Origin of the sequence: Clostridium sp. KLE 1755 (assembly GCF_000466465.2) — a bacterium.
GTDB lineage: Bacteria > Bacillota > Clostridia > Lachnospirales > Lachnospiraceae > Eisenbergiella > Eisenbergiella porci.
This window is the reverse complement of record NZ_KE992766.1, coordinates 533-23,200: the sequence shown is the minus strand read 5'-3', so window position 1 is coordinate 23,200 and position 22,668 is coordinate 533. Positions and strand designations below refer to the sequence as shown.

The window sequence follows — 22,668 nt, the reverse complement described above, 5'->3', positions numbered from 1 at the left end:
TGGGGGTATTTTCTGCTCCAGTTTCAAAAATGGGGTGTTTCTAACTTCCCCCAAATTCCAGGATTGTGCCAACGCGGCTGAACTCCTCGCGCAGCGACTGGCGTCGGCTGTGCTCGTCAGACAAGCCGCTAGGGGCGGCATAATCCTGGCATTTGGGGGAAGTAAGAAACATCCGCCATTTTTTCAAATGGAGCGGAAAATACCCCCACCGCAGCCCCGAAGAAGAACCACACACACCGCCCGGCCCCGGACCATCCTGCACGCAAAATCTCCTGGGGGAATTGGCAGGCGTAGGTAGGGTAAATAATATGTATATATACAAGTTGTGATAAAGGTATTTGAAAAATGGAAAAGATTATTGACAGGGGAGTGGGTTTGGGATATAGTGAAATTAATGGGCAGTCTTTTTGGTGCGGAAATTGAGAGGGCTGTGAATGTGCATAAAAGTGAGATGGATAGCTTGTATATTAGTGATAGTGGCTTGGGTGTGTTATGAATCGGTAGAGGTGGGGTTTTTGGGATAAGCTGGCGGGGGATGATGTGTGTACAAGTTGTATATACGAGTGTACAAGTTGATGTGGATTGAGATGATAGGGATAATAAGGGGGGATGGAGATGGTTGGGAAGCCCAGGTATATGGAGATTGTGGATTGGGTGAAGGAGAGGCTTGAGAGGAAGGAATTGGGGCCGGGGGAGAGGTTGAATTCGGAGAATGAGCTGAGTGAGCTGTTTGGGTTGAGCAGGCAGACGGTGAGGCATGCGATTGGGGTTCTGGAGGAGGAAGGGATCGTTGTCAGGCGGCAGGGGAGCGGGACTTATGTTTGTGATGACCGGATGGCTACGTTGGAGAATAAGACGCGGATCGCTGTTGTGACGACTTATGTGGATAGTTATATTTTTCCCAGGACGATTCAGGGGATTGAGAATTATTTGTTTGAGAGGGGTTATTCGGTTCAGATCGCTTTTACTAATAATATGTTGGAGCGGGAGAGGACGATTCTTGAGGATATCCTGGCGAGGGATGATGTGGCCGGGATTATTATGGAGGCGACGAAGAGCGGGCTGCCGAATCCGAATCTGTCTTTGATTGAGAGGCTGGTGGAGAGGAAGGTGCCGATTGTTTTTATTAACAGTTATTATCCGCAGCTGAAGCTGCCTCATGTGACGTTGAATGACAGGTTGGCGGCGGAGATGGCGGTGAAGTATCTGTTTGATGCGGGGCATCGGCGGATCGGGGCGTTGTTGAAGTTTGATGACGGGCAGGGGCATCTTAGGTTCGCAGGGTTCCTGGATACCTGCAGGCGTTGTGGGATTCCGGCGGGGGATTCGGGGATTGTGTGGCTGGATACGGAGGGGGAGCAGCATCTGCATGATTACCGGGAGCGGATTTTGAGGAATTTCCGGGATTGTACGGCTGTGTTTTGTTATAACGATAAGCTTGCTTTTCAGCTGGAGGTGCTTTTGAAGGAGGAGGGAATCCGGGTGCCGGAGGATATTTCCCTTATTAGCATTGATGATTCGGAGCTGGCGGAGCTGGCGGATACCAGGCTGACGAGCGTGCATCATCCTACGGATAAGCTGGGGGCCAGGGCGGCGGAGAATCTGCTGGCTGTGATGAGGAACCGGAGCTTTGACGGGAATTTTGAGTTTGTGACTGAAATCGTGGAGCGGGATTCGGTGAGTGGTCCGGCGAAGGCGTGAGGGATCCGGGTATGGGGTGCCGGCGCGGCGGTTTTGATTTGTTGTAATGATATTCAGAAAGCGGCTGTGAAGGGTTTTGGCGGCTGCTTCAGATATAAAAATTATTTTTCAGGAGGATATGTGAAATGAAAACAGGAAGAGACTACAAATTCTGGTTTTGTACAGGTTCCCAGGATCTGTACGGGGATGAGTGCCTGAGGAAGGTGGCGGAGCATTCCGCGAAGATCGTGGAGGGGCTGAACGCTTCGGGAAGGCTTCCCTTTGAAGTGGTTCTGAAGCCTACGCTGATTGATCCGGCGACTATCAGGAGAACCCTGAATGCGGCAAATGAGGATGAGGAGTGCGCTGGTGTTATCACCTGGATGCATACGTTTTCCCCGGCGAAAATGTGGATTCTGGGGCTGAAGGAGTATCGTAAGCCGCTTTGTCATCTGCATACGCAGTTCAATGAGGAAATTCCTTATGACAGCATTGATATGGATTTCATGAATGAGAATCAGTCTGCGCATGGCGACAGGGAATATGGCCATATCGTAAGCCGTATGGGAATTGAGCGTAAGATTATTGTAGGGCATTGGGCAAATGCCGGTGTGCAGGATAAGCTGGGAAGCTGGATGAGAACTGCAGTGGGCATTATGGAGTCTTCCCATATCAGAGTTTGCCGTATCGGGGATAACATGAACAATGTTGCTGTTACGGAAGGCGATAAGGTGGAGGCTGAGGTAAAATTCGGCTGGGAAATCGATCATTATTGTGTCAATGACGCGGTGGAGTATGTGGACGCTGTGGCACAGGCGGATGTGGATGCGCTTGTTGAGGAGTATTACAGCAAGTATCAGATTCTGCTTGAGGGAAGGGATCCTGGGGAGTTCCGCGCCCATGTGGCGGCCCAGGCCAGGATTGAAATCGGTCTGGAAAAATTCCTGGAAGACGGCAATTACCAGGCAATTGTTACGCATTTCGGTATGCTGGGCGGACTGAAGCAGCTTCCGGGGCTGGCAATTCAGAGGCTGATGGAAAAGGGCTACGGCTTCGGCGGGGAAGGCGACTGGAAAACAGCGGCTATGGTTCGTCTGATGAAGATAATGACTGCAGGGGTTCCGAATGCCAAGGGTACTTCCTTTATGGAGGATTATACATATAACCTGGTTCCGGGAAAGGAAGGGATTCTGCAGGCGCATATGCTTGAGGTATGCCCGACCATCGCGGAGGGACCCATTTCCATTAAGGTGCAGCCTCTGAGCATGGGGAACCGTGAGGATCCCGCGCGTCTGGTATTCACCTCCAAGACCGGCCCGGCTGTGGCTACCTCTCTTGTGGATCTGGGAAATCGTTTCCGTCTGATCATCAATGCGGTTGACTGCAAAAAGTGTGAGAAAGAAATGCCCAAGCTTCCCGTTGCCACTGCATTCTGGACTCCTCAGCCCAGCCTTGAGGTAGGGGCTGAAGCCTGGATTCTGGCCGGCGGTGCACATCATACCGCATTTTCCTATGACCTGAGCGTAGATCAGATGGTTGACTGGGCTGCGGCTATGGGCATTGAGAGCGTTGTCATCGATAAGGATACCACCATCAGGAATTTCAAAAATGAACTGAGATGGAATTCCGTTTATTACAGATAAAAATTTACAGGAGGTAAGTAATTATGGGTGTTTCAGAAGTAAAAGAAGCGATTCTGAATGGAAAAACCACACTGGGAATCGAATTTGGATCCACTAGAATCAAGGCGGTCCTGATCGGAGAGGATAATGCGCCGATTGCGGCGGGAAACCACGAATGGGAAAACCGTTATGAGAATAATATCTGGACCTACAGCCTGGAGGATATCTGGGGCGGCCTGCAGGACAGCTACCGGAAGATGGCTGAGGATGTAAAAGAAAAATACGGGGTTACCCTTACCAAAGTGGGAGCGTTGGGCTTCAGCGCCATGATGCATGGCTACATGGCCTTTAATGAGGCGGGAGAGCTGATGGTGCCCTTCCGTACATGGAGAAATACCATTACGGAGGAGGCTTCCGTAAAGCTGACAGAGCTGTTTGAATTCAATATTCCCCAGAGATGGAGCATCGCCCATCTATACCAGGCGATTCTGAATAAGGAGGAGCATGTAAAGGATATCAGCTATCTGACCACGCTGGAGGGCTATGTGCACTGGAAGCTCACCGGGAAAAAGGTGTTGGGCATCGGCGAAGCGGCCGGCATGCTGCCTGTGGATCCTGAAACGAAGCAGTACAGCAGGCGTATGGTTGATGCCTTTAATGAGCTGATTGCACCGGAAGGCTTCCCCTGGAAGCTGGAAGAAATCCTGCCTGAAATTCTGCTGGCAGGCGATAACGCCGGCTGCCTGACGGAGGAGGGCGCACGTCTTCTTGATACTTCAGGAGAGCTGGAAGCCGGAATCCCTGTCTGCCCTCCGGAGGGAGATGCGGGAACCGGGATGGTGGCTACCAACAGCGTGGCGCAGCGTACCGGCAACGTATCCGCAGGAACCAGCGTATTTGCCATGGTAGTTCTGGAAAAAGCACTGGATAAGGTACATCCGGAAATCGATATGGTAACAACGCCTGACGGAAGCGCTGTGGCTATGGTCCACTGTAATAACTGTACCTCTGACCTGAATGCATGGATTGACCTGTTTGAGGAATTTACCCAGGCGTTCGGCATGAAGGTGGATAAAAATGAGCTGTTCGGAACCCTGTACAGAAAGGCTCTGGAGGGCGATCCGGACTGCGGCGGCCTGCTGGCATACAATTATTTTTCAGGCGAGCATATCACCGGCTTTGAAGAGGGACGTCCGCTGTTTGTAAGGAATCCTGAAAGCAATTTCAACCTTGCGAACTTCATGCGCGTACATCTTTTCACCGCGCTGGGCGCACTGAAAACAGGGCTTGATATCCTGCTGAAGGAAGAAAATGTGCAGATTGACAGAATGATGGGACACGGCGGCCTGTTCAAGACCAAGGAAGTAGGACAGAGGATTATGGCTGCAGCCGTAAACGCCCCGGTTACCGTCATGGAGACCGCAGGAGAAGGCGGCGCGTGGGGAATTGCCCTTCTTGCTTCCTACATGAAAAATAAAAAGGACGGCGAAAGCCTTGCGCAGTTCCTGGAACGCGACGTATTTGCAGGACAGGAAGGCGTTACCCTGGAGCCGGACAGCACGGATGTGGAAGGCTTCAACAGGTTCGTTGAGCGCTATACAAAAGGGCTTCCCATTGAAAAGGCGGCAGTGGAATCATTGATTTAATGCAAAGCTATTCTCGAAGCTTTAAAAAAAATAATAAAACCCGGCAAAATGCCCCCTTCGGGGGGCAGAAAGGATGAAATAAATGTTAGAAGAACTGAAACAAAGAGTATATGAAGCCAATATGCTTCTTCCCAAATATGGCCTTGTTACCTTTACCTGGGGAAATGTGAGTGAAATCGACAGGGAAAGCGGCCTGTTTGCCATCAAGCCCAGCGGCGTTGATTATGACAAGCTTACCCCTGAGGATATGGTAATCGTGGATCTGAACGGAAATAAGGTAGAAGGAAAATACAACCCCTCCTCCGACACCGCAACCCACGTAGAGCTTTACAAAGCATTCCCTGAAATAGGCGGAATCGTCCACACCCACTCCTCCTATGCCACCAGCTGGGCCCAGGCAGGAAGAGGAATCCCCTGCTACGGAACCACCCATGCAGACTACATTTACGGTGAAGTACCCTGCCTGCGCTGCCTGACCAAAGCAGAAATCGAAGAGGCCTACGAAGAAAACACCGGACACCTCATCGTAAATGAATTCAAAGCCATGAACAAAGACCCCAAAGCCGTACCCGCAGTACTCTGCAAAAACCACGGCCCCTTCGCCTGGGGAAAAGACGCCCACGAAGCCGTCCACAATGCAGTAGTGCTCGAAGAAGTAGCCAAAATGGCCTACCGCGCAGAAACCATTAACCCCAGAATCCAACCCGCCCCCCAGGAGCTCCAGGACAAACACTATTACAGAAAACACGGAGCCAACGCTTACTATGGACAAAATGGGGGTAAATAGGGTATCATATTCGTGACCAGGCAGAACCGGACAGGTTTGGAAGGCCTGGCCGGGGAAAACAGAAAAACGCCCCACCTTTCTGCTTTCCCCGGCCAGACCTTTCAAACCTATCCGGCGAGCGAAGCGACCGAAAGACCGAAGGTCTTGAGGTTCTGCCGTCCGGTGCCGCTACTTCTACACCCGACACCAAGGCAGCTGAAAGACCGCAGGACTTGAAGCTCCGCCCTCCCGCCACCACCCCGGCGCCGGCGTTCCCTAAAGTCCTTAAGTCCTTAATCCCTTCCTGCTCCCACCCCCTGGCCACCCAACAACAATCACCACCCACGGTAACCCAAGCCCCCTGGATTATTTACCCACCGGGCTCCACCCCAACAGTTACCGTCAATCCACCAATTCAAACCCAATGGAGGAAAAATATTCATGGAAAATCTTGAACTCGCAAAAATGGCGAACGAGATCCGCAAAGGCATTGTAACAGCAGTTCACAGCGCCAAAGCCGGACATCCCGGCGGATCCCTTTCCGCAGCAGATATTTTCACCTATCTCTACTTTGAAGAACTCAACATCGATCCGGAGAACCCCGACAAACCGGACAGGGACCGCTTCGTTCTTTCCAAAGGACACACAGCCCCCGGATTATATTCCACCCTGGCCCACAGAGGCTTTTTCCCGGTGGAAGATCTTGTTACCTTACGTAAACTCGGCTCCTACCTGCAGGGACACCCTTCCATGCAGTACATCCCCGGCGTTGACATGTCCACAGGCTCCCTGGGACAGGGCATTTCCGCAGCTGCCGGCATGGCTCTGGGCGGAAAGCTGGACAATAAGGATTACCGCGTATATACGCTCCTGGGAGACGGAGAGATCGAAGAAGGACAGGTCTGGGAAGCAGCTATGTTTGCCGGCTTCCACAAGCTGGACAACCTTGTGGTTATCGTTGACAACAACGGCCTGCAGATCGACGGACCTATCGACCAGGTATGCTCCCCTTATCCTATTGATAAGAAATTCGAAGCATTCAACTTCCATGTAATCAACATTGATGCCCATAATTTTGATGAAATCCGCTCGGCCTTCAAGGAAGCGAAGGAAACCAAGGGCATGCCTACCGCAATCATCGCACACAGCCTGAAAGGAAAAGGCGTTTCCTTCATGGAAGGAAATGTGGCATGGCACGGAACCGCGCCCAACGATGAGCAGTATGCAGTGGCAATGGCAGATTTGGAGAAAGTAGGTGAAGCATTATGTCAGAAGTAAACAACAAGACGGTTCAGAAAATTGCAACCAGAGAAGCTTACGGAAAGGCACTTGCTGAATTCGGCGCACAGTATCCCAACCTGGTGGTTCTGGATGCCGACCTGGCAAATGCCACCAAGACCAATACCTTCCAGAAGGCGTTCCCCGAACGCCATATTGACTGCGGTATCGCAGAATGCGACATGATGGGCATTGCGGCAGGACTTTCCACCGTAGGGAAAATCCCCTTTGCCAGCTCCTTTGCCATGTTCGCGGCAGGCCGCGCTTATGAGCAGGTCCGCAACTCCATCGGCTATCCCCATTTGAACGTGAAAATCGGTGCAACCCATGCCGGCATCACCGTAGGGGAAGACGGCGCATCACATCAGTGCCTGGAGGATATCGCCCTCATGCGCGTTATTCCCGGCATGGTGGTAATCAATCCCAGCGATGCTGTGGAAGCCAGGGCCGCCGTACAGGCTGCCATTGAATACGTAGGCCCCGTATACCTGCGTTTCGGCCGTGCCGCAGTGCCGGTTATCAATGACAGGGAAGACTATAAATTCGAAATCGGAAAAGGCGTTCTCCTTCGGGAAGGGACGGATGTTACCATCGTAGCAACAGGCATCTGCGTATCCGCAGCGCTGGAAGCGGCTGAAAAGCTTGCAGAAGACGGCATCAATGCCGAAGTTATCAACATCCATACCATCAAACCCCTGGATGAAGAGCTGATTATCAAATCCGCAAAGAAAACCGGAAAAGTGGTTACCGCAGAAGAGCATTCCATCATCGGCGGCCTGGGCGGCGCCGTAAGCGAAGCCCTGTCCGAAAAGGCCCCCACTCCGGTATGCAGGATCGGAATGAACGACATTTTCGGTGAATCCGGATCCGCAGGCGCCCTCGTTGCAAAATACGGCCTGGATGCAGACGGAATTTACAGTAAAGTTAAAGAATTTGTAAAATAAAAACGGCAGTGATAAGAGCCGGCCCCGACCGGGGCCGGCCGCCTGTTTTTACAGGCACCCCTCCGGAACTGCCGCATGACGATGACGGCGGGCTCTCCGGATGCCTGAAGAGGAAAAGGAAAAAATATGAATATTTTATCACCATCAATCCTGGCCGCTGACTGCGCCAGATTGGGAGAAGAAATTAAACTGGTAGAGGAGGCTGGCGCACAGTACCTTCATATTGATGTGATGGACGGTATGTTTGTGCCATCCCTTTCTTTTGGCCTGTGCGTGATTTCCTCCCTGAGAAAGGTGACGGATATGGTTTTTGATGTGCATCTGATGGTGGAAGAGCCTATCCGTTATGTGGCGGATTTTGCCAAAAGCGGGGCAGATATCATTACGGTTCATCTGGAAGCCTGCAGCGATGTGGAGGAAACCCTGGACTGGATACACAGCCTGGGACGTAAAGCCGGCATCTCCTTAAAGCCCTCCACACCCATTCAGGCAATAGAAAAATATCTGGATAAAATAGACCTGCTTCTTGTCATGACGGTGGAGCCGGGCTTTGGCGGCCAGAAATACCTGCCGGCCTCCACGGCCAGGATCCGCGAGGCCCGCAGACTCATCCAGGAAAAGCATGCGGACGTGGACATCGAAGTGGACGGCGGCATCACCAGGGACAATGTCAATGTGGTCCTGGAAGCAGGAGCCAATGTCATAGTGGCCGGTTCCGCCATTTTCAACGGTAACCGGACAGATAACGTAAAGGCCATGCTGGAAACGCTGAAAAGCTGTGAAAAAGGAGGCCAGGCATGAAAATTGTAGTGACCCCTCCTTTTACGGAGGAACAAAAAGCCCTGATTCTCTCCGCAGCCGAAAGGCCGGAGGATGTTATTTTCTGCCTGAAAAGTGATATGACTGAGGAACTTCTCAGGGAAGCGGACGTCCTTCTGGGGAACCTTGAAAGCCCCGGACAGCTGGAAAAAACAGAACACCTGAAATGGATACAGCTGAACAATGCGGGGACCGAAGGCTACTGCGTGCCGGGAAGGCTGCCTCAGGGGGCGGTCCTCACCAATGCCACAGGGGCATATGGCCTGGCAATCTCCGAGCATATGCTGGCCTGCCTTTTTATGCTCCGCAAGAAGCTGAACCTGTACTACGCCAACCAGCTCCAGAGCCAATGGAAGAGCGAAGGGCATGTGGGCGTCATCCAGGGAACTACGGTGCTTGTGATAGGACTGGGAGATATCGGAACCTGCTTCGCCTCCAAAATGAAGGCCCTTGGCTGCACAACCATAGGCGTAAAACGCCGTGTGGGAGAAAAGCCGGACTGTGTTGACGGGCTTTACGGAATGGAGGAACTGGATTCCCTTCTCCCCCGCGCGGATGTGGTGGCGCTCAGCCTTCCCGGGAATCCATCCACCTACCATACGCTGAACCGGGAACGGATTTCCCTCCTTTCCCCCAACGCCATTGTACTGAACGTGGGAAGAGGAACGGCTGTGGATACGGATGCCCTCAGCGACGCGCTGTATGCCGGGAAAATTGCCGGGACAGCACTTGATGTTACCGATCCGGAGCCTCTGCCTGCGGACCACCCTCTCTGGAAGGCACCGAATGCCATCATAACACCCCATATCTCAGGCGGCTATGCGCTGCCGGAAACGCTGCAGCAGATCGCGGAAATATTCGCGGAAAACCTGAAGCGCTTTCAGGCAGGGGAACCGCTGCGCAACGTGGTGGATTTGGAGACCGGATACTGTAAATAGTAGCTATAAGCGATAGTTAAGGCCTTTGGATGCTGAGGAAGAATCCTTTACAGCGTCCAAAGGCCTTTTTATTACATTATATATTTATAGGGATATGGTTTCAGCAAATTGGAGCAAGCTCCTCAAAGCTTCCGTCTTTCACAATTTCCCCATTCCTGAGCAGGATAATCCGGTCAAAGGCACGGACGGAATTCAGCCGGTGGGCGATGGCAATGATATTCCTGCCGTCCGCCAGGGCGAGCACCTCCTTCATTACAAGCTCTTCGGTCAGGTTATCCATGGCGGAGGTGGATTCATCCAGTATAATGAGCCTGGCATCGGAAAACCACAGCCGGGCAAGGGCCAGACGCTGCCGTTCTCCTCCGGACAGCCTGACGCCCCGTTCACCCAGCTGGGTATCCAGGCCATCCTCCAGCCCCTGAAACCATTTCAGAAGCTGGACCTTTTCCAGGGCGCGGATCAGAGCTGCATCCGGCAGGGTGGAATCGAATATCAGGTTTTCACGAAGCGTGCTGTCAAAGACAGGGCTTTCCTGGGGAATATAAGCAATATGCCTGTAGTAATCGTCCAGCTTTACACAGCGCAGCTCCTGATTGTCAACCAGTATTTGGCCGCGATCCGGCTTAAGCAGCCCGGCCAGAAGCTTTACCAGCGTGGATTTGCCGGAGCCGCTGCTTCCCGCCAGGGCAATTTTTTCGCCGGGGGCTATCGTAAGGGAAAGACCCCGCAGAATCTGTCTTCCCGAATAGGTAAAATCCAGCTGCTTCACCATAATATTCCCATGAAAGGATGCCATGGCGCTGCCGTTTTGCAGCTGAGGATCCTCGGGAGAATCCAGAAATGAGGTATATCTTTTAAAGGCGGCCGTATCCAGACGGTACTGGACAAATAAAACATTGAAAATGGCAATGGGCGTGTAGGCATTATCCACCAAAGTAATCAGGGCCACAACGGCTCCGATGGATATGGAACGGGTATACCAGGCATAAATGATGAGGGCAGCCTTAATCAGGATGATCAGTGCTGCAAAGGCGGCAAAAAAGGCCTCATGAATAAAGGAAATACCGATTTTGGAGCGGACAATTTCATCCTTTGAGCGCTCCGCCTTATGTATTTCCCGGGAAAACTGCCGGTTCAGCCGGAAAACCACCATCTCCATAAAGCCACGGGTCAGATAATGATTCAGCAGCTCTTCGTTATCCAGCATCCGTTCCTTCATCCGGTAAAGCAGCTTCAGCAGCAGATTTGTGATCAAAAAGACCAGCAGATAGCCGCAGGCCACAGTATAAGCGATCACATGGTTAAGCCTGTAAATAAAAAACATGCTGAACAGAGCGGAAGGCAGCAGCTCCTTCGCAATCCTGAACCAGAACTCAAACAAAATGTTCCGCCCGGCCGTGGAACCGTTTTCAATTCGCTGTATCAGCTTCCCGGTTCCGAGGGACTGATAAGCAAGATAATCAATGCGGCTCGTCTTTTTCAGAGCCATAAGCTTTAAATCCAGATAGATTCCATTATTCAGCTTTTGGTGGGGATACTCATCCAGATAACTTGCGATGCAGAGAATCAGTAGGAGCCCGCAGTAAAAAAGAATGCCGGACAGGGTAAGCGTCCCGGCCGTAAAACGGTCAATCAGCTTTTGAAAATAACTGACACTGTAATTCGCCAGAAAGGATAAGCCGATGCCCAGTATAATATAAATTATGATCCATATTTTATTTTTCTTTATTATTTCCTGTAAATATTTCATATCTGTACTCCTGTACCTTCTGTGATTTATAAAGCAGCAGAATAAGTACAGTTATGCCTGCCGGCAAAGATATGGATGCACAGGCTGCAGCTCTTTCTGAGTCTGGGCCTGAACTATAGTACTCAGTACAATCTGCCGACAGATTACATAAACTGTACTGAGCTGATACCTCGTTCGTGTCTCAAAAGATCTCACCTCCTGAAATAGGGTAATTATCCAAAAGCTGGAAAAGCCTGGCGGTTATTATTGTGTCTGTTGATTTGAGGTCTGGCAGGACAACACTTCATTGAGGCTTTTTCCCATTTTATCCTCAAAATATTTCTGCAGCTCCAGATGCTTGTCCCATTTTTTCTGGGGATAGAAGCCATACCTGTTTTTTACGTCGCTCATTCGCGTGACTATATCCGCGGGGCCTTCGGCCATGGCAATGCTGTCGCACAGCTGGATCAGCCTGTCATAATCGTCGTAATCAAAGGAAGCGATGAGGTTCAATATTCGCTGATAATCCGCTTCCGAAACATCCGGCTTTCCGATATAGGTATGTATATCCTTTTCGGCAAAGGAATGGGTAAGGCTGATACGTGCGGGTTCGTCGAAGCCCAGCGTCATGAGATAGTCATAGCCATCGATGACATGGGCCAGCTGTGTCACGCCGAAGCGTCTTCCGATATCATGGAGAAGGCCGAGGATAAAGGCTTTTTCGCTGTCCATGCCGGGGCAGCAGGCGGCGATTTTTTCCGCACATTCCGCGGTGACGAGGGAATGGGCTTTCCACGGTCCTGGATTTAGTTCATAGGCTTCATTCAACAGTTGCATTGAGGTGGTTCTGTCAGGTATCATTGGTCTTCCTCCATTGAATAGTTCAGTTTCACATGTCAGCGCATATAAAAAACGGAATATATAAAAATCCCCGCAGGCCTTTTTGGCCTTTGGGGATTTTTGGCCTTCTGGGAAAAACTGAGATCAGCGGTTAATCCCGTTTCACTATTGCAGCACAGCCCATTCCGCCGCCAACGCAGAGGGTGGCAAGGCCGGTCTTTGCATCGCGCTTCTGCATTTCATGGAGAAGCGTAACCAGGATACGGCAGCCGGAGCAGCCTACGGGGTGTCCCAGGGCGATTGCGCCGCCATTTACATTCAGCCTGCTCAGATCAAAGCCCAGATCATGTCCCACTGCCACGGACTGGGCGGCGAATGCTTCGTTTGCTTCAATCAGGTCAAAATCCCCGATTTCCATGCCGGTTTTCTTCAGAACCTTTCTGGTGGCGGCAACGGGTCCGATTCCCATTATAGAAGGATCCACGCCTGCCAGTTCTCCGCCGATCCAGGTAGCCATGGGGGTAACGCCCAGCTCCTTTGCCTTTTCCTCGCTCATGACGATGATGGCTGCAGCGCCGTCGTTGATGCCGGAAGCGTTTCCTGCGGTCACAAGTCCGCCGTCTCTTTTGAAGGCCGGTTTTAATTTGGCAAGGCCTTCTGCGGTAACGCCCTTTCTGGGGCCTTCGTCCGTATCAACAATAACGGAACCTTTTTTCGTCTTTACTTCAACGGGCACGATTTCATCCTTAAAACGTCCCTCTTCCATAGCCGCTTCACATTTCTGCTGGCTGTTTGCAGCGAATTCATCCAGCTGCTCCCGGGTCAGTCCCCACTGGTCACAGATATTCTCTGCGGTCATACCCATGTGGTAGCCATGGAAGGCATCGGTAAGGGCGTCCTTGAGAAGCGCATCCTCCAGGGGGGCGTTGCCCATGCGGTAGCCGTAACGGCCCTGCTGTACCAGATAAGGTGCGCGGGACATGTTCTCCGTACCGCCGGCAACGATGATATCAGCGTCGCCGCAGGCAATCAGCTTGGCGGCCAGATTGACACAATGAAGTCCGGAGCCGCACAATACGTTAATTGTGGTTGCAGGAACCTCCACAGGGATACCGGCGTTTACGGCGGCCTGTCTGGCGACATTCTGCCCCTGTCCCGCCTGGATAACGCAGCCCATATATACCTCGTCAACCATTTCAGGCTTTACTCCTGCCCTGTTCAGGGCCTCCTTAATCACGATAGTGCCCAGGTCAGCTGCGGGTACAGTGGAAAGCGCGCCGCCCATAACGCCGATTGCGGTTCTGCAGCCGCCGGCCAAAACAACTTTTCTGCTCATTATTTCCTCCATTCTGCCAGGTTACGGCAAGTATTTGATATAGATTGATGTAATATCTGCAGCTGCGGGAAATTGAGCCTTCCAAAATCGGGCAGCCGTAAAATGCTTCCTGTCTGGTTCTGAAAAAACCTTCGGAGGCAGACAGGCTCTTCAGGCCTTATTTTACCATGCTGAATGGCAAAATACAATAAAACGGAAATTTTCGGTCTTCTACGTCCTTCGCCGTCAAGTGCCGTTCAAAGAAATAATTCAGGATTCTTCTATGGAAAAAGCCCGGTAATCAGAGTAAGATAAGAGTAAAGACACAGTAAAACAGCATGACGGGAACAGGGGGGCTTTTAATGGGGAAAATAAGCCGTAAAAACTGGATTTTAATCTGGATATTGGGGATGACGGGGCAGATCTGCTGGAATATTGAAAATTCCTGGTTCAATACCTTTGTTTATGACAAAATTGCGCCGGAGCCGGCGATTGTGTCCTGGATGGTGGGTGTGAGCGCTGCTGTTTCCACATTCTGCACATTCCTGGTGGGCACATGGGGAGACAGAAAGGGGAAAAGAAAGCCTTTTATCTGCATCGGGTATATTCTCTGGGGAATTTTTACCTTTATTTTCGGGGCTACGGAAATGATACCCAAGAACCCTCTGTTCATTGCGGCCGCATGCGTTGTGCTGGCGGATGCGGTTATGAGCTTTTTTGGCTCCGTGGGAAATGACGGCGGCTTCGGGCCGTGGACGACGGATATTTCCAATGAACATAACCGGGGAAAGCTGGGAGGCGCACTGGCGGTTATGCCCGTGTTCGCCACCATATTCGGCGCGGTGGTTTCCGGGCTTATTATCGATCAGATTGATTTCTTTGCCTTTTTTGGCCTGATGGGCGGCCTGGTGGCTGTGGTGGGCGTCATGGCCCTGTTTACTCTGGAGGATTCGCCCACGCTGCATCCAAAACGGGATGAGAAGGGCTTCTGGCATCAGTTCCTCACCGTGTTCAACTGGGAGACGGTAAGGGGGAATAAAGAGCTGTTCTGGGTTTTTCTGGTGATGACGGTGTACTTTATCGGATTTAATGTTTATTTCCCATACATTACGATTTATTTTGTCAATTATCTGGGATATGACTACGGTATGACCGGGATAATCCAGGGCGTGGGCCTGCTGGCTGCTGCGGTGATGACGATTCCCGCGGCCCGCTTTATTGATAAGGGAAAGGCGCCGCAGGTGATTTTTACGGCGCTTCTGTGCAATACTGCCGGTCTGATACTGGTCAGCCTGTCACAGAACCTGATAATTTTGCTGGCTGGCGTGTTCGGGGCAGGCATCGGCTACATACTTGTGCTCCAGTCTCTGACGGCCTGGATGAAAAATCTGTATCCGGAGGAGCAGAGAGGCCAGTTTGAGGGAATCAAGCAGATTTTCTTCGTCTGTATCCCCATGATAACAGGCCCTGCCATAGCGACGCAGGTAATCAACCGGATGGGAGTGGAAATGGAGGTCAGCGGCACTATGGGCATGGTTCCTGCGCCAAGCCTGTTTCTGGTATCGGCGCTGCTCACATTGTTTACCCTGATTCCGCTGGCAGCGGCGGGACGCCTGCAGAAAGTGAGACAAAGGGGTTAAGAGCCATGGCAAGGCCGGGCAGAATAAGCCCCGCATCCTGGCCGCCATGGAAGAAAGGGGATTGGATATGGAAAAAGAACTGTTGAAAAAAGGGCCGGTACTGGATGAAAAGGGCCGCCCCATACCGGGCTATTCCAGAAAAAGCACGCTGGTGTATGACAGAAAGGCAATCAAGGCGCCTGCGTGGCGCATTAAAGAATGGGATTTTTATCAGATATCCAATGAAAGGCTGTGCCTGCAGTTTACCATAGGACACGCCGCCTATGCGGGACAGGTAAGCCTGATGCTGTTTGATTTTATCAAAGGGGAAAAGCTTCTGGATCTGAATAAAATCCTGGTGCTGCCCTTCGGCTCTCTCCATATGCCGACGGACGCGGAAAAGGACAATACCCTTTCCTATGAAAAGGGCGGCGTTCTCATGCGTTTCCAGACCAAAAACCAGAAGCGTGTCCTGACCTGCCGCTGGGGAAATGTGGAGGTTAAAATCCGCCTGGAACGGCAGAATCCCAATTCTCTGGTGATTAATCTGCCCTTTGACGAATACGCCCGCGCTTTTTATTATAACCATAAAATCAACTGCATGACGGCGGAAGGCTATGTAAAATCCGGGGACAGGGAATGGCGGTTTGACAGAAAAAATTCCTTCGGCATTCTTGACTGGGGCAGAGGCGTGTGGCCCTTCCATAATGAATGGTACTGGAGCAACGGAAGCGGCCGGCTGGACGGAGAGATGTTCGGCTTTAACCTGGGATGCGGCTTTGGCAACACCGATACTGCCAGCGAGAACATGCTTTTTTACAAAGGCAAGGCCCATAAGCTGGGGAAGGTGGACTTCAGGCTGGGAGACAAATATATGGATCCCTGGCATCTGACGGACAGGGAAGGACGTCTTGATCTGACGCTGACTCCCTGCTATGACAGAACCACGAGCATAAAGCTGCTCTGGGTAAATAACTGCTGCCATCAGATGTTCGGAAAATTTACAGGAAAGGCGGTGCTTGACGACGGCACATGTCTGGAAATAAAGGATGTGATATCCTTTGCGGAGCATGCCGTAAATAATTGGTAAAGAGAAGACAGGCAACAGTTCAGCAGGCAGAGGCGCGGCCGTCTGCCGGAAAGGAGTGACTATGGATTGGAGAGAAATACTGAAAACCAATGTGACGCATGCCGGGGAACTGGAAGACATTATGCACTTGCACGGGGAGCATGAGCAGGAGGTGGAGCGGATTTTAGAGCGCTTCCCCATGTCGGTCCCGCGCTATTACCTGTCACTGATTGATTGGAACAATCCGAAGGATCCCATCCGGCGTATGTGCATCCCCTCTCTGGAAGAAAACGACATGACGGGGAAGTTTGATACCAGCGGGGAAGCGGAAAACACCAGACTTCCGGGCCTGCAGCATAAATACGGGGAAACCGCCCTGATCCTGTCCACTCACCGGTGCGCCATGTACTGCCGGCACTGCTTCAGGAAGCGCCTTGTAGGTATCAGCGAGGAGGAGACGGCGGATAATTTTGAGAAAGCGGCAGATTATATCAGGGAGCATAAGGAGATAAGCAATGTGCTTATTTCCGGGGGAGATGCGCTGCTTAACAGCAATGAGGCTCTGGAACACTTCCTGGATGTGCTTTCATCTATGGAGCAGCTGGATTTTCTTCGTATAGGGACGCGTACGCCGGTTACTTTTCCTTTCCGGATCACCCTGGATCCGGAGCTTGTGGAGCTGTTGAAACGTTATGACAGGAAAAAGAAAATCTATGTGGTGACGCAGTTCAATCATTCTGCGGAAATAACGGAGGAATCAGAAAAAGCGGTGAGGATGCTCCTTGACGCGGGCATTTCCGTGAAAAATCAGACGGTGCTGCTGCGGGGTGTAAATGATGACCCCGATGTGCTTGGGGGGCTGCTTAAAGGACTGACGGCTATTGGCGTGATTCCTTATTATATTTTCCAGTGCAGGCCCGTTTCGGGAGTGGGAACCCATTTTCAGGTGCCGATCCTTAAGGGTGCGGAGATTGTGGAGCGTGCGAAACAGATGCAGAACGGTTTCGGAAAGGGCTTTAAATATGTCATGTCCCACCGTACCGGAAAAATAGAAATCCTTGGCGTGTGGGAGGACGGAAGAATGCTGTTTAAATACCACCAGGCCAAATATGATGCGGACCGGGGCAGGATTTTTGCCGTGAAACTTGGAGAAAACCAGACCTGGCTGCCGGACGGCCTCTGCGGCGCGGGCGAGGTTTGACAACCGGACATGATTGTGATAATCTGAAGTTAATCGGCCGGAGGGCCGGCCAGACTTTTATAAACGTATAAAAGCAGTGAAGAAGAGAGTACATTCAGGGAAGCCTTACAGAGAAGATCCCGCAGGCGGGGAGCGCCGTCTGCAGCTGCGAGGGATCAGGCCAAAGCGGATGGAATATGGCTTCGGAGCAGCGCACCGAACCGCCGGGACAGCCGGGGGCAAGGCTGCGACAGGCGCCGCCTGTTACAGCGGCAGGGTAGAAAAAGCCGAGTCCATGTCAATGAGCACAGAAGGCAGGCTTTACGTACCCGGAGAGACCGTATCCGCGAGGATAGGGTGAACAGAAGTGGTACCGCGGGTGTAGGCTCGTCTTCTTATTTTTTGACTAAAGCTTAAAAATAAGAGGGCGGGCTTTTGTTGACGTGGGGAAAGAAAGGAAAGGAGTATTTTAGAAAATGAGTAAAGGAAAGTATTATATTACTACCGCCATTGCCTATACCTCAGGCAAACCGCACATTGGAAACACCTATGAGGCCGTGCTGGCGGACAGCATTGCCAGATTTAAAAGAAAAGACGGCTACGATGTATTTTTCCAGACAGGAACGGACGAGCATGGACAGAAAATCGAGCTGAAGGCCCAGGAAGCCGGTGTGACGCCGCAGGATTATGTGGACGGCGTGGCAGGGGAGGTGAAGGGCCTGTGGGATCTCATGGGAACCTCCTATGATAAATTTATCCGTACCACAGATGAGGATCATGTAAAGCAGGTACAGAAGATTTTCAAACGCCTGTATGATCAGGGGGATATTTACAAAGGACATTACGAAGGCCTTTACTGTACCCCCTGCGAGTCCTTCTGGACCGAATCCCAGCTGGTAGACGGCAAGTGCCCGGACTGCGGCAGAGAAGTAAAGCCCGCCCAGGAAGAGGCCTATTTCTTCAAAATGAGCAAATATGCGGACAGGCTGATTAAGCATATTAACGACCATCCGGAGTTCATTCAGCCCGTTTCCCGTAAAAACGAGATGATGAACAATTTCCTTCTTCCGGGCCTGCAGGACCTGTGTGTATCCAGGACCTCCTTCAAATGGGGCATCCCGGTTGATTTTGACGACAGACATGTGGTTTATGTATGGCTGGACGCCCTTACCAACTATATTACCGGCATCGGCTACAATGCGGACGGAGACAGCAGCGAACAGTATAAGAAGCTGTGGCCCGCGGACCTGCATCTGATCGGAAAGGACATTATCCGTTTCCATACCATCTACTGGCCTATTTTCCTCATGGCGCTGGGAGAGCCGCTGCCGAAACAGGTATTCGGACATCCCTGGCTGCTTCAGGGCGACGGCAAGATGAGCAAGTCCAAGGGAAATGTAATGTATGCGGACGACCTTGTGAACTTTTTCGGCGTGGATGCCGTCCGTTATTTCGTGCTTCATGAAATGCCCTTTGAAAACGACGGCGTTATCAGCTGGGAGCTGATTGTGGAAAGAATCAACTCCGATCTGGCCAACACGCTTGGCAACCTGGTAAACCGTACGATTTCCATGAGCAATAAATATTTCGGCGGCGTGGTGGAGGACAGAGGCGCTGCGGAAGCTGTGGACGAGGATCTCAAGTCCGTGGTGACCGGCACCTATGCAAAGATCTGCGCGAAAATGGAGGAGCTGCGTGTGGCTGACGCCATGACGGAGATTTTCTCCCTGTTCAAACGCTGCAACAAATATATTGATGAAACAGAGCCCTGGGTACTGGCAAAGGATGAAGCAAAGAAGGACCGTCTTGCCACCGTCCTTTACAACCTGGTAGAAAGCATCACCATCGGCGCTTCCCTGCTGGAGCCGTATATGCCCGAAACCTCTGCCAGGATTGCACAGCAGCTGAACACTGTCCTTCCTTCCTTTGAGGAATGCGCTGTTTTCGGCCATTACCCCAGCGGGAACAAAGTGACGGATCAGCCGGAAATCCTGTTTGCAAGACTGGATGCAAAGGAAGTGGTGGAAAAGGCGGAAGCCATGTTTGCCGCAAGGAAGGCGGAGACAGAAGGCCCTGCTGAGGAAGAAGCCGGGGAAGAACAGCCCGCGGTGATAGATATCGAAAGAAAACCGGAAATCACGTATGATGATTTTGCAAAGCTGCAGTTCCAGGTAGGGGAAATCATCGCCTGCGAGGAAGTGAAGAAGTCCAGGAAGCTTCTCTGCTCCCAGGTACGCATCGGCAGCGAGGTAAAACAGATCGTATCCGGCATCAAGTCCAACTATTCCGCAGAGGAAATGGTTGGTAAGAAGGTTATGGTTCTGGTGAACCTGAAGCCTGCAAAGCTGGCGGGCATCGTATCCGAGGGCATGCTCCTGTGCGCTGAGGACGCGGAAGGGAACCTGGCGCTGGTAGCTCCCGAAAAAGAGATGCCGGCCGGCGCGGAAATCTGTTGAGAAGCAGCAGTATAAGGGAACGTTTTTAGGGGGAGATACGGTAAAGGAGGGTTACGCAATGGAAAAAAAGGAATTTTATTACGACTCCAGAGATGGACTCACAAAGATCCATGCTGTGGAATGGCTGCCCGAGGGCAGGCCGGTATGCATTCTGCAAATTGTCCACGGTATGGCCGAATACATTGACCGTTACCACAGACTGGCCGTTTTCCTGGCGGAAAAAGGCATCCTGGTGGTGGGAAATGATCATCTGGGCCATGGAAAGAGCATATATAATAAGGGGGATGAAAAGCACACCGGCAGCAGCCATCCCTACGGCTATTTCTGCAGCCAGGATCCTGCAACCACGGCGGTTAAGGATGTCCACCGCCTGAAAAAAATGATCCAGGAGGAAAATCCCGGCGTCCCCTATCTGATGCTGGGACACAGCATGGGCTCCTTCATCCTCAGGAATTACCTGTGTGCTTACGGCACCGGGATTGACGGCGCAATCATCATGGGAACCGGGATGCAGCCCAGGGCCCTGCTGGGCTTTTCCAAAAAGCTGGTGAAGTTCCTCACCGTTTTCCAGGGAGAAAAGCATAAAAGCGCCCTGGTTAACGCACTTGCCTTCGGCAGCTACAATAAGAAAATTTCCCACCCCGTATCCGCTATGGACTGGCTTTCCAGGGATTCCGTGGAGGTTGCAAAATACAATGAGGATCCTCTCTGCGGCTTCACCTTTACCCTTGGGGGCTTTGCCACGCTCTTTGAACTGATTGACCGCCTCCATGACAAAACGCGCCTGGAAAAAATGCCGAAAAACCTGCCCGTACTCTTCATGTCAGGAACGAAAGATCCGGTGGGGGACTATGGAAAAGCTGTGGAAGGCGTATATCGTTCCTTCCGGGAGCTGGGCATGACGAACGTGAATATCAAGCTGTATGAAGACGACAGACACGAGCTGGTAAACGAAAGCGACCGGGAAATGGTGTGGAAGGATATCTATGAATGGGTCAGGCGCACCGCGTCCGCTAAAAATTCATAAATCGCAACCGCCGGCAACAGCCCCGGTAAATAAGAAGGAAGTAATATATTGGAAAGAAACAGAACCAGTCAAAGATTCAAAAATAAAAACCATAAGAAACACGCACCTGCCATAGGCACAGCCCTGCTGGCCGCCTTACTCCTGACCGCAGCGCCCGCCACGGAAATATCCGCCGGGCAGCTGCAGCCGGGAAATGAGGCGCTTCATACGGAGCCCTCCCAGGATCTGGAATCCATCCTCACCGACGACCAGAAAGCCCTCCTGGAAAAAATGAAAGAAAAGCTGGCCGCAGGAGAACTGGAAACTGACGAGGATATTAACAGCGCAATCACCGAATGCGAAGAAGAGCTGCAGATCACACTGACCGATGATCAGAAGGACCAGATCGCCGCTCTCATCAAACAGATAAATCAGCTGGGGCTTGATCCTGACGCCATTCTTTCCAAAGCCCAGGAGCTTTATGAAAAATATGGAGATCAGCTGAAAGAAAGCGCCGATGCAGCCATTCAGGAAAACGTGGTGGAACCCGTGAAAGAAGCCGTCGTGGAAGGCGCCAAATCCGCAGTCCGCGACTTCTTCCACGACATGGTTGACAGTATTAAAAGCTTTTTTGCCAGGATGCTGCCCTGATCCTGACAACAAAAGAATAAAAAAAGAGCCTTTGAGTACACTAAACAAAAATAAAAGTATGTTTAGGGGAAAGGAAGGCTTTTTTTATGAGAATCGCTTTTTTCAGCACAAAACCGTATGATCGCATCTGGTTTGAACCGATGGCGAAGGATTACGGATATGAAATATATTTTATTGAACTGCCCTTCAGTGAGGAGACGGTTTTTCTGGCAAAGGGCTATGATGCCGTCTGTATTTTTGTAAATGACCATGTGAATGCGCAGATGATAGACACGCTCCATGAAATGGGGGTAAAGGCGCTGCTTCTGCGCAGCGCGGGATATAACCATGTGGACACCCGGGCTGCGAAAGGAAAAGTAGCGGTACTGCGCGTGCCCAGCTATTCGCCCGAAGCGGTTGCCGAATTTGCCATGGCAATGCTGCTTACCGTCAACCGTTTTACCCACAAAGCCTACGGAAGGACCCGTGAATTCAACATGAATATCAACGGCCTCATGGGAACCGATCTGTATCATAAAGTAGCGGGCGTCATCGGAACGGGAAAAATCGGCCAGGCCATGATCCGCATTTTCCATGGCTTCCGCATGAACGTGCTCGCCTATGACCCCTATCCCAACTCCAATCTGGACGTGCAATATGTCAGCCTGGAGGAGCTCCTTTCCAAAGCAGATTTTCTGTCCCTCCACTGCCCGCTTACCCCGGACACCCACCACATCATCAACGAAAAAACCATATCCATAATGAAAGACGGCGCCTACCTGGTCAACACCTCCCGCGGCGGCCTCATTGACACCCAGGCCCTGATCAACGGCCTCCTGGCTAAAAAATTCGGCGGCGTCGGCCTGGACGTATACGAGGAAGAGGAAGGCCTCTTTTACGAAGACTGCTCAGACGAAATCATCCAGGATGACAACCTGGCAAGGCTCACCACCTTCCCCAACGTCCTCATCACCTCCCACATGGGCTTCTTCACCGTAGAGGCCATGCAGTCCATCGCCCACGAAACCCTGGAAAACGCCTACGCCCTCGAAAACAACCTCACTTTGAAAAATTTGGTGGAGTAGGGATGTGGCCTCCCGGTCTGTGAGAGCCAGCGGTTCCTGTGGCGTA

General features: G+C 51.7%; 18 protein-coding genes. 15 read left to right on the top strand and 3 right to left on the bottom strand.

What is annotated here, in order from left to right; translation table 11 throughout:
• Nucleotides 1-615 precede the first annotated feature (615 nt).
• The 8 genes from HMPREF1548_RS24090 (at nt 616) to HMPREF1548_RS24055 (ending at nt 9,693) form a co-directional block, all read left to right on the top strand.
• Nucleotides 616-1,701 (top strand): GntR family transcriptional regulator, encoded by a 1,086-nt coding sequence (locus tag HMPREF1548_RS24090; RefSeq protein ID WP_035323739.1) that lies wholly within the window; start codon nt 616-618, stop codon nt 1,699-1,701.
• Between the two features lie 125 nt (nt 1,702-1,826).
• On the top strand, nt 1,827-3,323 hold the full coding sequence (gene araA / locus HMPREF1548_RS24085; protein ID WP_021639310.1) for an L-arabinose isomerase: 1,497 nt from the start codon (nt 1,827-1,829) through the stop codon (nt 3,321-3,323).
• A 23-nt stretch (nt 3,324-3,346) separates the two neighbouring features.
• Nucleotides 3,347-4,948 (top strand): xylulokinase, encoded by a 1,602-nt coding sequence (locus tag HMPREF1548_RS24080; RefSeq protein ID WP_021639309.1) that lies wholly within the window; start codon nt 3,347-3,349, stop codon nt 4,946-4,948.
• A gap of 82 nt (nt 4,949-5,030) precedes the next feature.
• A complete protein-coding gene (locus tag HMPREF1548_RS24075) occupies nt 5,031-5,735 on the top strand; it encodes an L-ribulose-5-phosphate 4-epimerase (RefSeq protein ID WP_021639308.1) in 705 nt (234 codons plus the stop codon).
• Nucleotides 5,736-6,155: 420 nt separating this feature from the next.
• Nucleotides 6,156-6,992: a transketolase gene (locus tag HMPREF1548_RS24070; RefSeq protein WP_021639307.1), complete on the top strand. Its 837-nt coding sequence runs from the start codon at nt 6,156-6,158 to the stop codon at nt 6,990-6,992.
• On the top strand, nt 6,980-7,936 hold the full coding sequence (locus HMPREF1548_RS24065) for a transketolase family protein (RefSeq protein ID WP_021639306.1): 957 nt from the start codon (nt 6,980-6,982) through the stop codon (nt 7,934-7,936). Before HMPREF1548_RS24070 ends, HMPREF1548_RS24065 begins: the two co-directional genes overlap by 13 nt.
• A gap of 126 nt (nt 7,937-8,062) precedes the next feature.
• Nucleotides 8,063-8,737, top strand: a complete 675-nt coding sequence (rpe, locus tag HMPREF1548_RS24060) for a ribulose-phosphate 3-epimerase (RefSeq protein WP_021639304.1) — start codon at nt 8,063-8,065, stop codon at nt 8,735-8,737.
• Nucleotides 8,734-9,693 (top strand): D-2-hydroxyacid dehydrogenase, encoded by a 960-nt coding sequence (locus HMPREF1548_RS24055; protein ID WP_021639303.1) that lies wholly within the window; start codon nt 8,734-8,736, stop codon nt 9,691-9,693. The genes rpe and HMPREF1548_RS24055 overlap by 4 nt, the downstream gene beginning before the upstream one ends.
• Nucleotides 9,694-9,793: 100 nt before the next feature.
• Here the strand turns inward: HMPREF1548_RS24055 and HMPREF1548_RS24050 are convergent, their stop codons facing one another.
• From HMPREF1548_RS24050 to HMPREF1548_RS24040, 3 genes are all read right to left on the bottom strand, one after another.
• The gene (locus tag HMPREF1548_RS24050) at nt 9,794-11,443 is read right to left on the bottom strand and encodes an ABC transporter ATP-binding protein (protein WP_021639302.1); all 1,650 of its coding nucleotides are present in this window, start codon (nt 11,441-11,443) and stop codon (nt 9,794-9,796) included.
• Nucleotides 11,444-11,686: 243 nt separating this feature from the next.
• Nucleotides 11,687-12,283 (bottom strand): HDOD domain-containing protein, encoded by a 597-nt coding sequence (locus HMPREF1548_RS24045; RefSeq protein ID WP_035323737.1) that lies wholly within the window; start codon nt 12,281-12,283, stop codon nt 11,687-11,689.
• A 130-nt stretch (nt 12,284-12,413) separates the two neighbouring features.
• Nucleotides 12,414-13,598: an acetyl-CoA C-acetyltransferase gene (locus HMPREF1548_RS24040; protein WP_035323736.1), complete on the bottom strand. Its 1,185-nt coding sequence runs from the start codon at nt 13,596-13,598 to the stop codon at nt 12,414-12,416.
• A 341-nt stretch (nt 13,599-13,939) separates the two neighbouring features.
• Between HMPREF1548_RS24040 and HMPREF1548_RS24030 the strand changes: the two genes are divergently transcribed.
• From HMPREF1548_RS24030 to HMPREF1548_RS23995, 7 genes are all read left to right on the top strand, one after another.
• Entirely contained in the window at nt 13,940-15,217 is a 1,278-nt protein-coding gene (locus HMPREF1548_RS24030) for an MFS transporter (RefSeq protein WP_083493051.1), read from the top strand.
• A gap of 67 nt (nt 15,218-15,284) precedes the next feature.
• A complete protein-coding gene (locus HMPREF1548_RS24025) occupies nt 15,285-16,286 on the top strand; it encodes a DUF2804 domain-containing protein (protein ID WP_035323734.1) in 1,002 nt (333 codons plus the stop codon).
• 61 nt (nt 16,287-16,347) lie between these two features.
• Nucleotides 16,348-17,466, top strand: coding sequence for a KamA family radical SAM protein (locus tag HMPREF1548_RS24020; protein ID WP_021639295.1), 1,119 nt, complete (start codon nt 16,348-16,350; stop codon nt 17,464-17,466).
• Nucleotides 17,467-17,921: 455 nt separating this feature from the next.
• Nucleotides 17,922-19,901: a methionine--tRNA ligase gene (metG, locus tag HMPREF1548_RS24010; protein ID WP_021639293.1), complete on the top strand. Its 1,980-nt coding sequence runs from the start codon at nt 17,922-17,924 to the stop codon at nt 19,899-19,901.
• 58 nt (nt 19,902-19,959) lie between these two features.
• Nucleotides 19,960-20,928, top strand: a complete 969-nt coding sequence (locus tag HMPREF1548_RS24005) for an alpha/beta fold hydrolase (protein ID WP_021639292.1) — start codon at nt 19,960-19,962, stop codon at nt 20,926-20,928.
• 48 nt (nt 20,929-20,976) lie between these two features.
• The gene (locus tag HMPREF1548_RS24000) at nt 20,977-21,558 is read left to right on the top strand and encodes a DUF1002 domain-containing protein (RefSeq protein ID WP_021639291.1); all 582 of its coding nucleotides are present in this window, start codon (nt 20,977-20,979) and stop codon (nt 21,556-21,558) included.
• 86 nt (nt 21,559-21,644) lie between these two features.
• A complete protein-coding gene (locus HMPREF1548_RS23995) occupies nt 21,645-22,622 on the top strand; it encodes a 2-hydroxyacid dehydrogenase (RefSeq protein WP_021639290.1) in 978 nt (325 codons plus the stop codon).
• Nucleotides 22,623-22,668: the final 46 nt, after the last annotated feature.

What these genes read in the sequence shown, in the direction of transcription:
- HMPREF1548_RS24090 (WP_035323739.1), top strand. Translation starts at nt 616, where the DNA reads ATGGTTGGGAAGCCCAGGTATATGGAGATTGTGGATTGGGTGAAGGAG.
- araA (WP_021639310.1), top strand. Translation starts at nt 1,827, where the DNA reads ATGAAAACAGGAAGAGACTACAAATTCTGGTTTTGTACAGGTTCCCAG.
- HMPREF1548_RS24080 (WP_021639309.1), top strand. Translation starts at nt 3,347, where the DNA reads ATGGGTGTTTCAGAAGTAAAAGAAGCGATTCTGAATGGAAAAACCACA.
- HMPREF1548_RS24075 (WP_021639308.1), top strand. Translation starts at nt 5,031, where the DNA reads ATGTTAGAAGAACTGAAACAAAGAGTATATGAAGCCAATATGCTTCTT.
- HMPREF1548_RS24070 (WP_021639307.1), top strand. Translation starts at nt 6,156, where the DNA reads ATGGAAAATCTTGAACTCGCAAAAATGGCGAACGAGATCCGCAAAGGC.
- HMPREF1548_RS24065 (WP_021639306.1), top strand. Translation starts at nt 6,980, where the DNA reads ATGTCAGAAGTAAACAACAAGACGGTTCAGAAAATTGCAACCAGAGAA.
- rpe (WP_021639304.1), top strand. Translation starts at nt 8,063, where the DNA reads ATGAATATTTTATCACCATCAATCCTGGCCGCTGACTGCGCCAGATTG.
- HMPREF1548_RS24055 (WP_021639303.1), top strand. Translation starts at nt 8,734, where the DNA reads ATGAAAATTGTAGTGACCCCTCCTTTTACGGAGGAACAAAAAGCCCTG.
- HMPREF1548_RS24050 (WP_021639302.1), bottom strand. Translation starts at nt 11,443, where the DNA reads ATGAAATATTTACAGGAAATAATAAAGAAAAATAAAATATGGATCATA.
- HMPREF1548_RS24045 (WP_035323737.1), bottom strand. Translation starts at nt 12,283, where the DNA reads ATGATACCTGACAGAACCACCTCAATGCAACTGTTGAATGAAGCCTAT.
- HMPREF1548_RS24040 (WP_035323736.1), bottom strand. Translation starts at nt 13,598, where the DNA reads ATGAGCAGAAAAGTTGTTTTGGCCGGCGGCTGCAGAACCGCAATCGGC.
- HMPREF1548_RS24030 (WP_083493051.1), top strand. Translation starts at nt 13,940, where the DNA reads ATGGGGAAAATAAGCCGTAAAAACTGGATTTTAATCTGGATATTGGGG.
- HMPREF1548_RS24025 (WP_035323734.1), top strand. Translation starts at nt 15,285, where the DNA reads ATGGAAAAAGAACTGTTGAAAAAAGGGCCGGTACTGGATGAAAAGGGC.
- HMPREF1548_RS24020 (WP_021639295.1), top strand. Translation starts at nt 16,348, where the DNA reads ATGGATTGGAGAGAAATACTGAAAACCAATGTGACGCATGCCGGGGAA.
- metG (WP_021639293.1), top strand. Translation starts at nt 17,922, where the DNA reads ATGAGTAAAGGAAAGTATTATATTACTACCGCCATTGCCTATACCTCA.
- HMPREF1548_RS24005 (WP_021639292.1), top strand. Translation starts at nt 19,960, where the DNA reads ATGGAAAAAAAGGAATTTTATTACGACTCCAGAGATGGACTCACAAAG.
- HMPREF1548_RS23995 (WP_021639290.1), top strand. Translation starts at nt 21,645, where the DNA reads ATGAGAATCGCTTTTTTCAGCACAAAACCGTATGATCGCATCTGGTTT.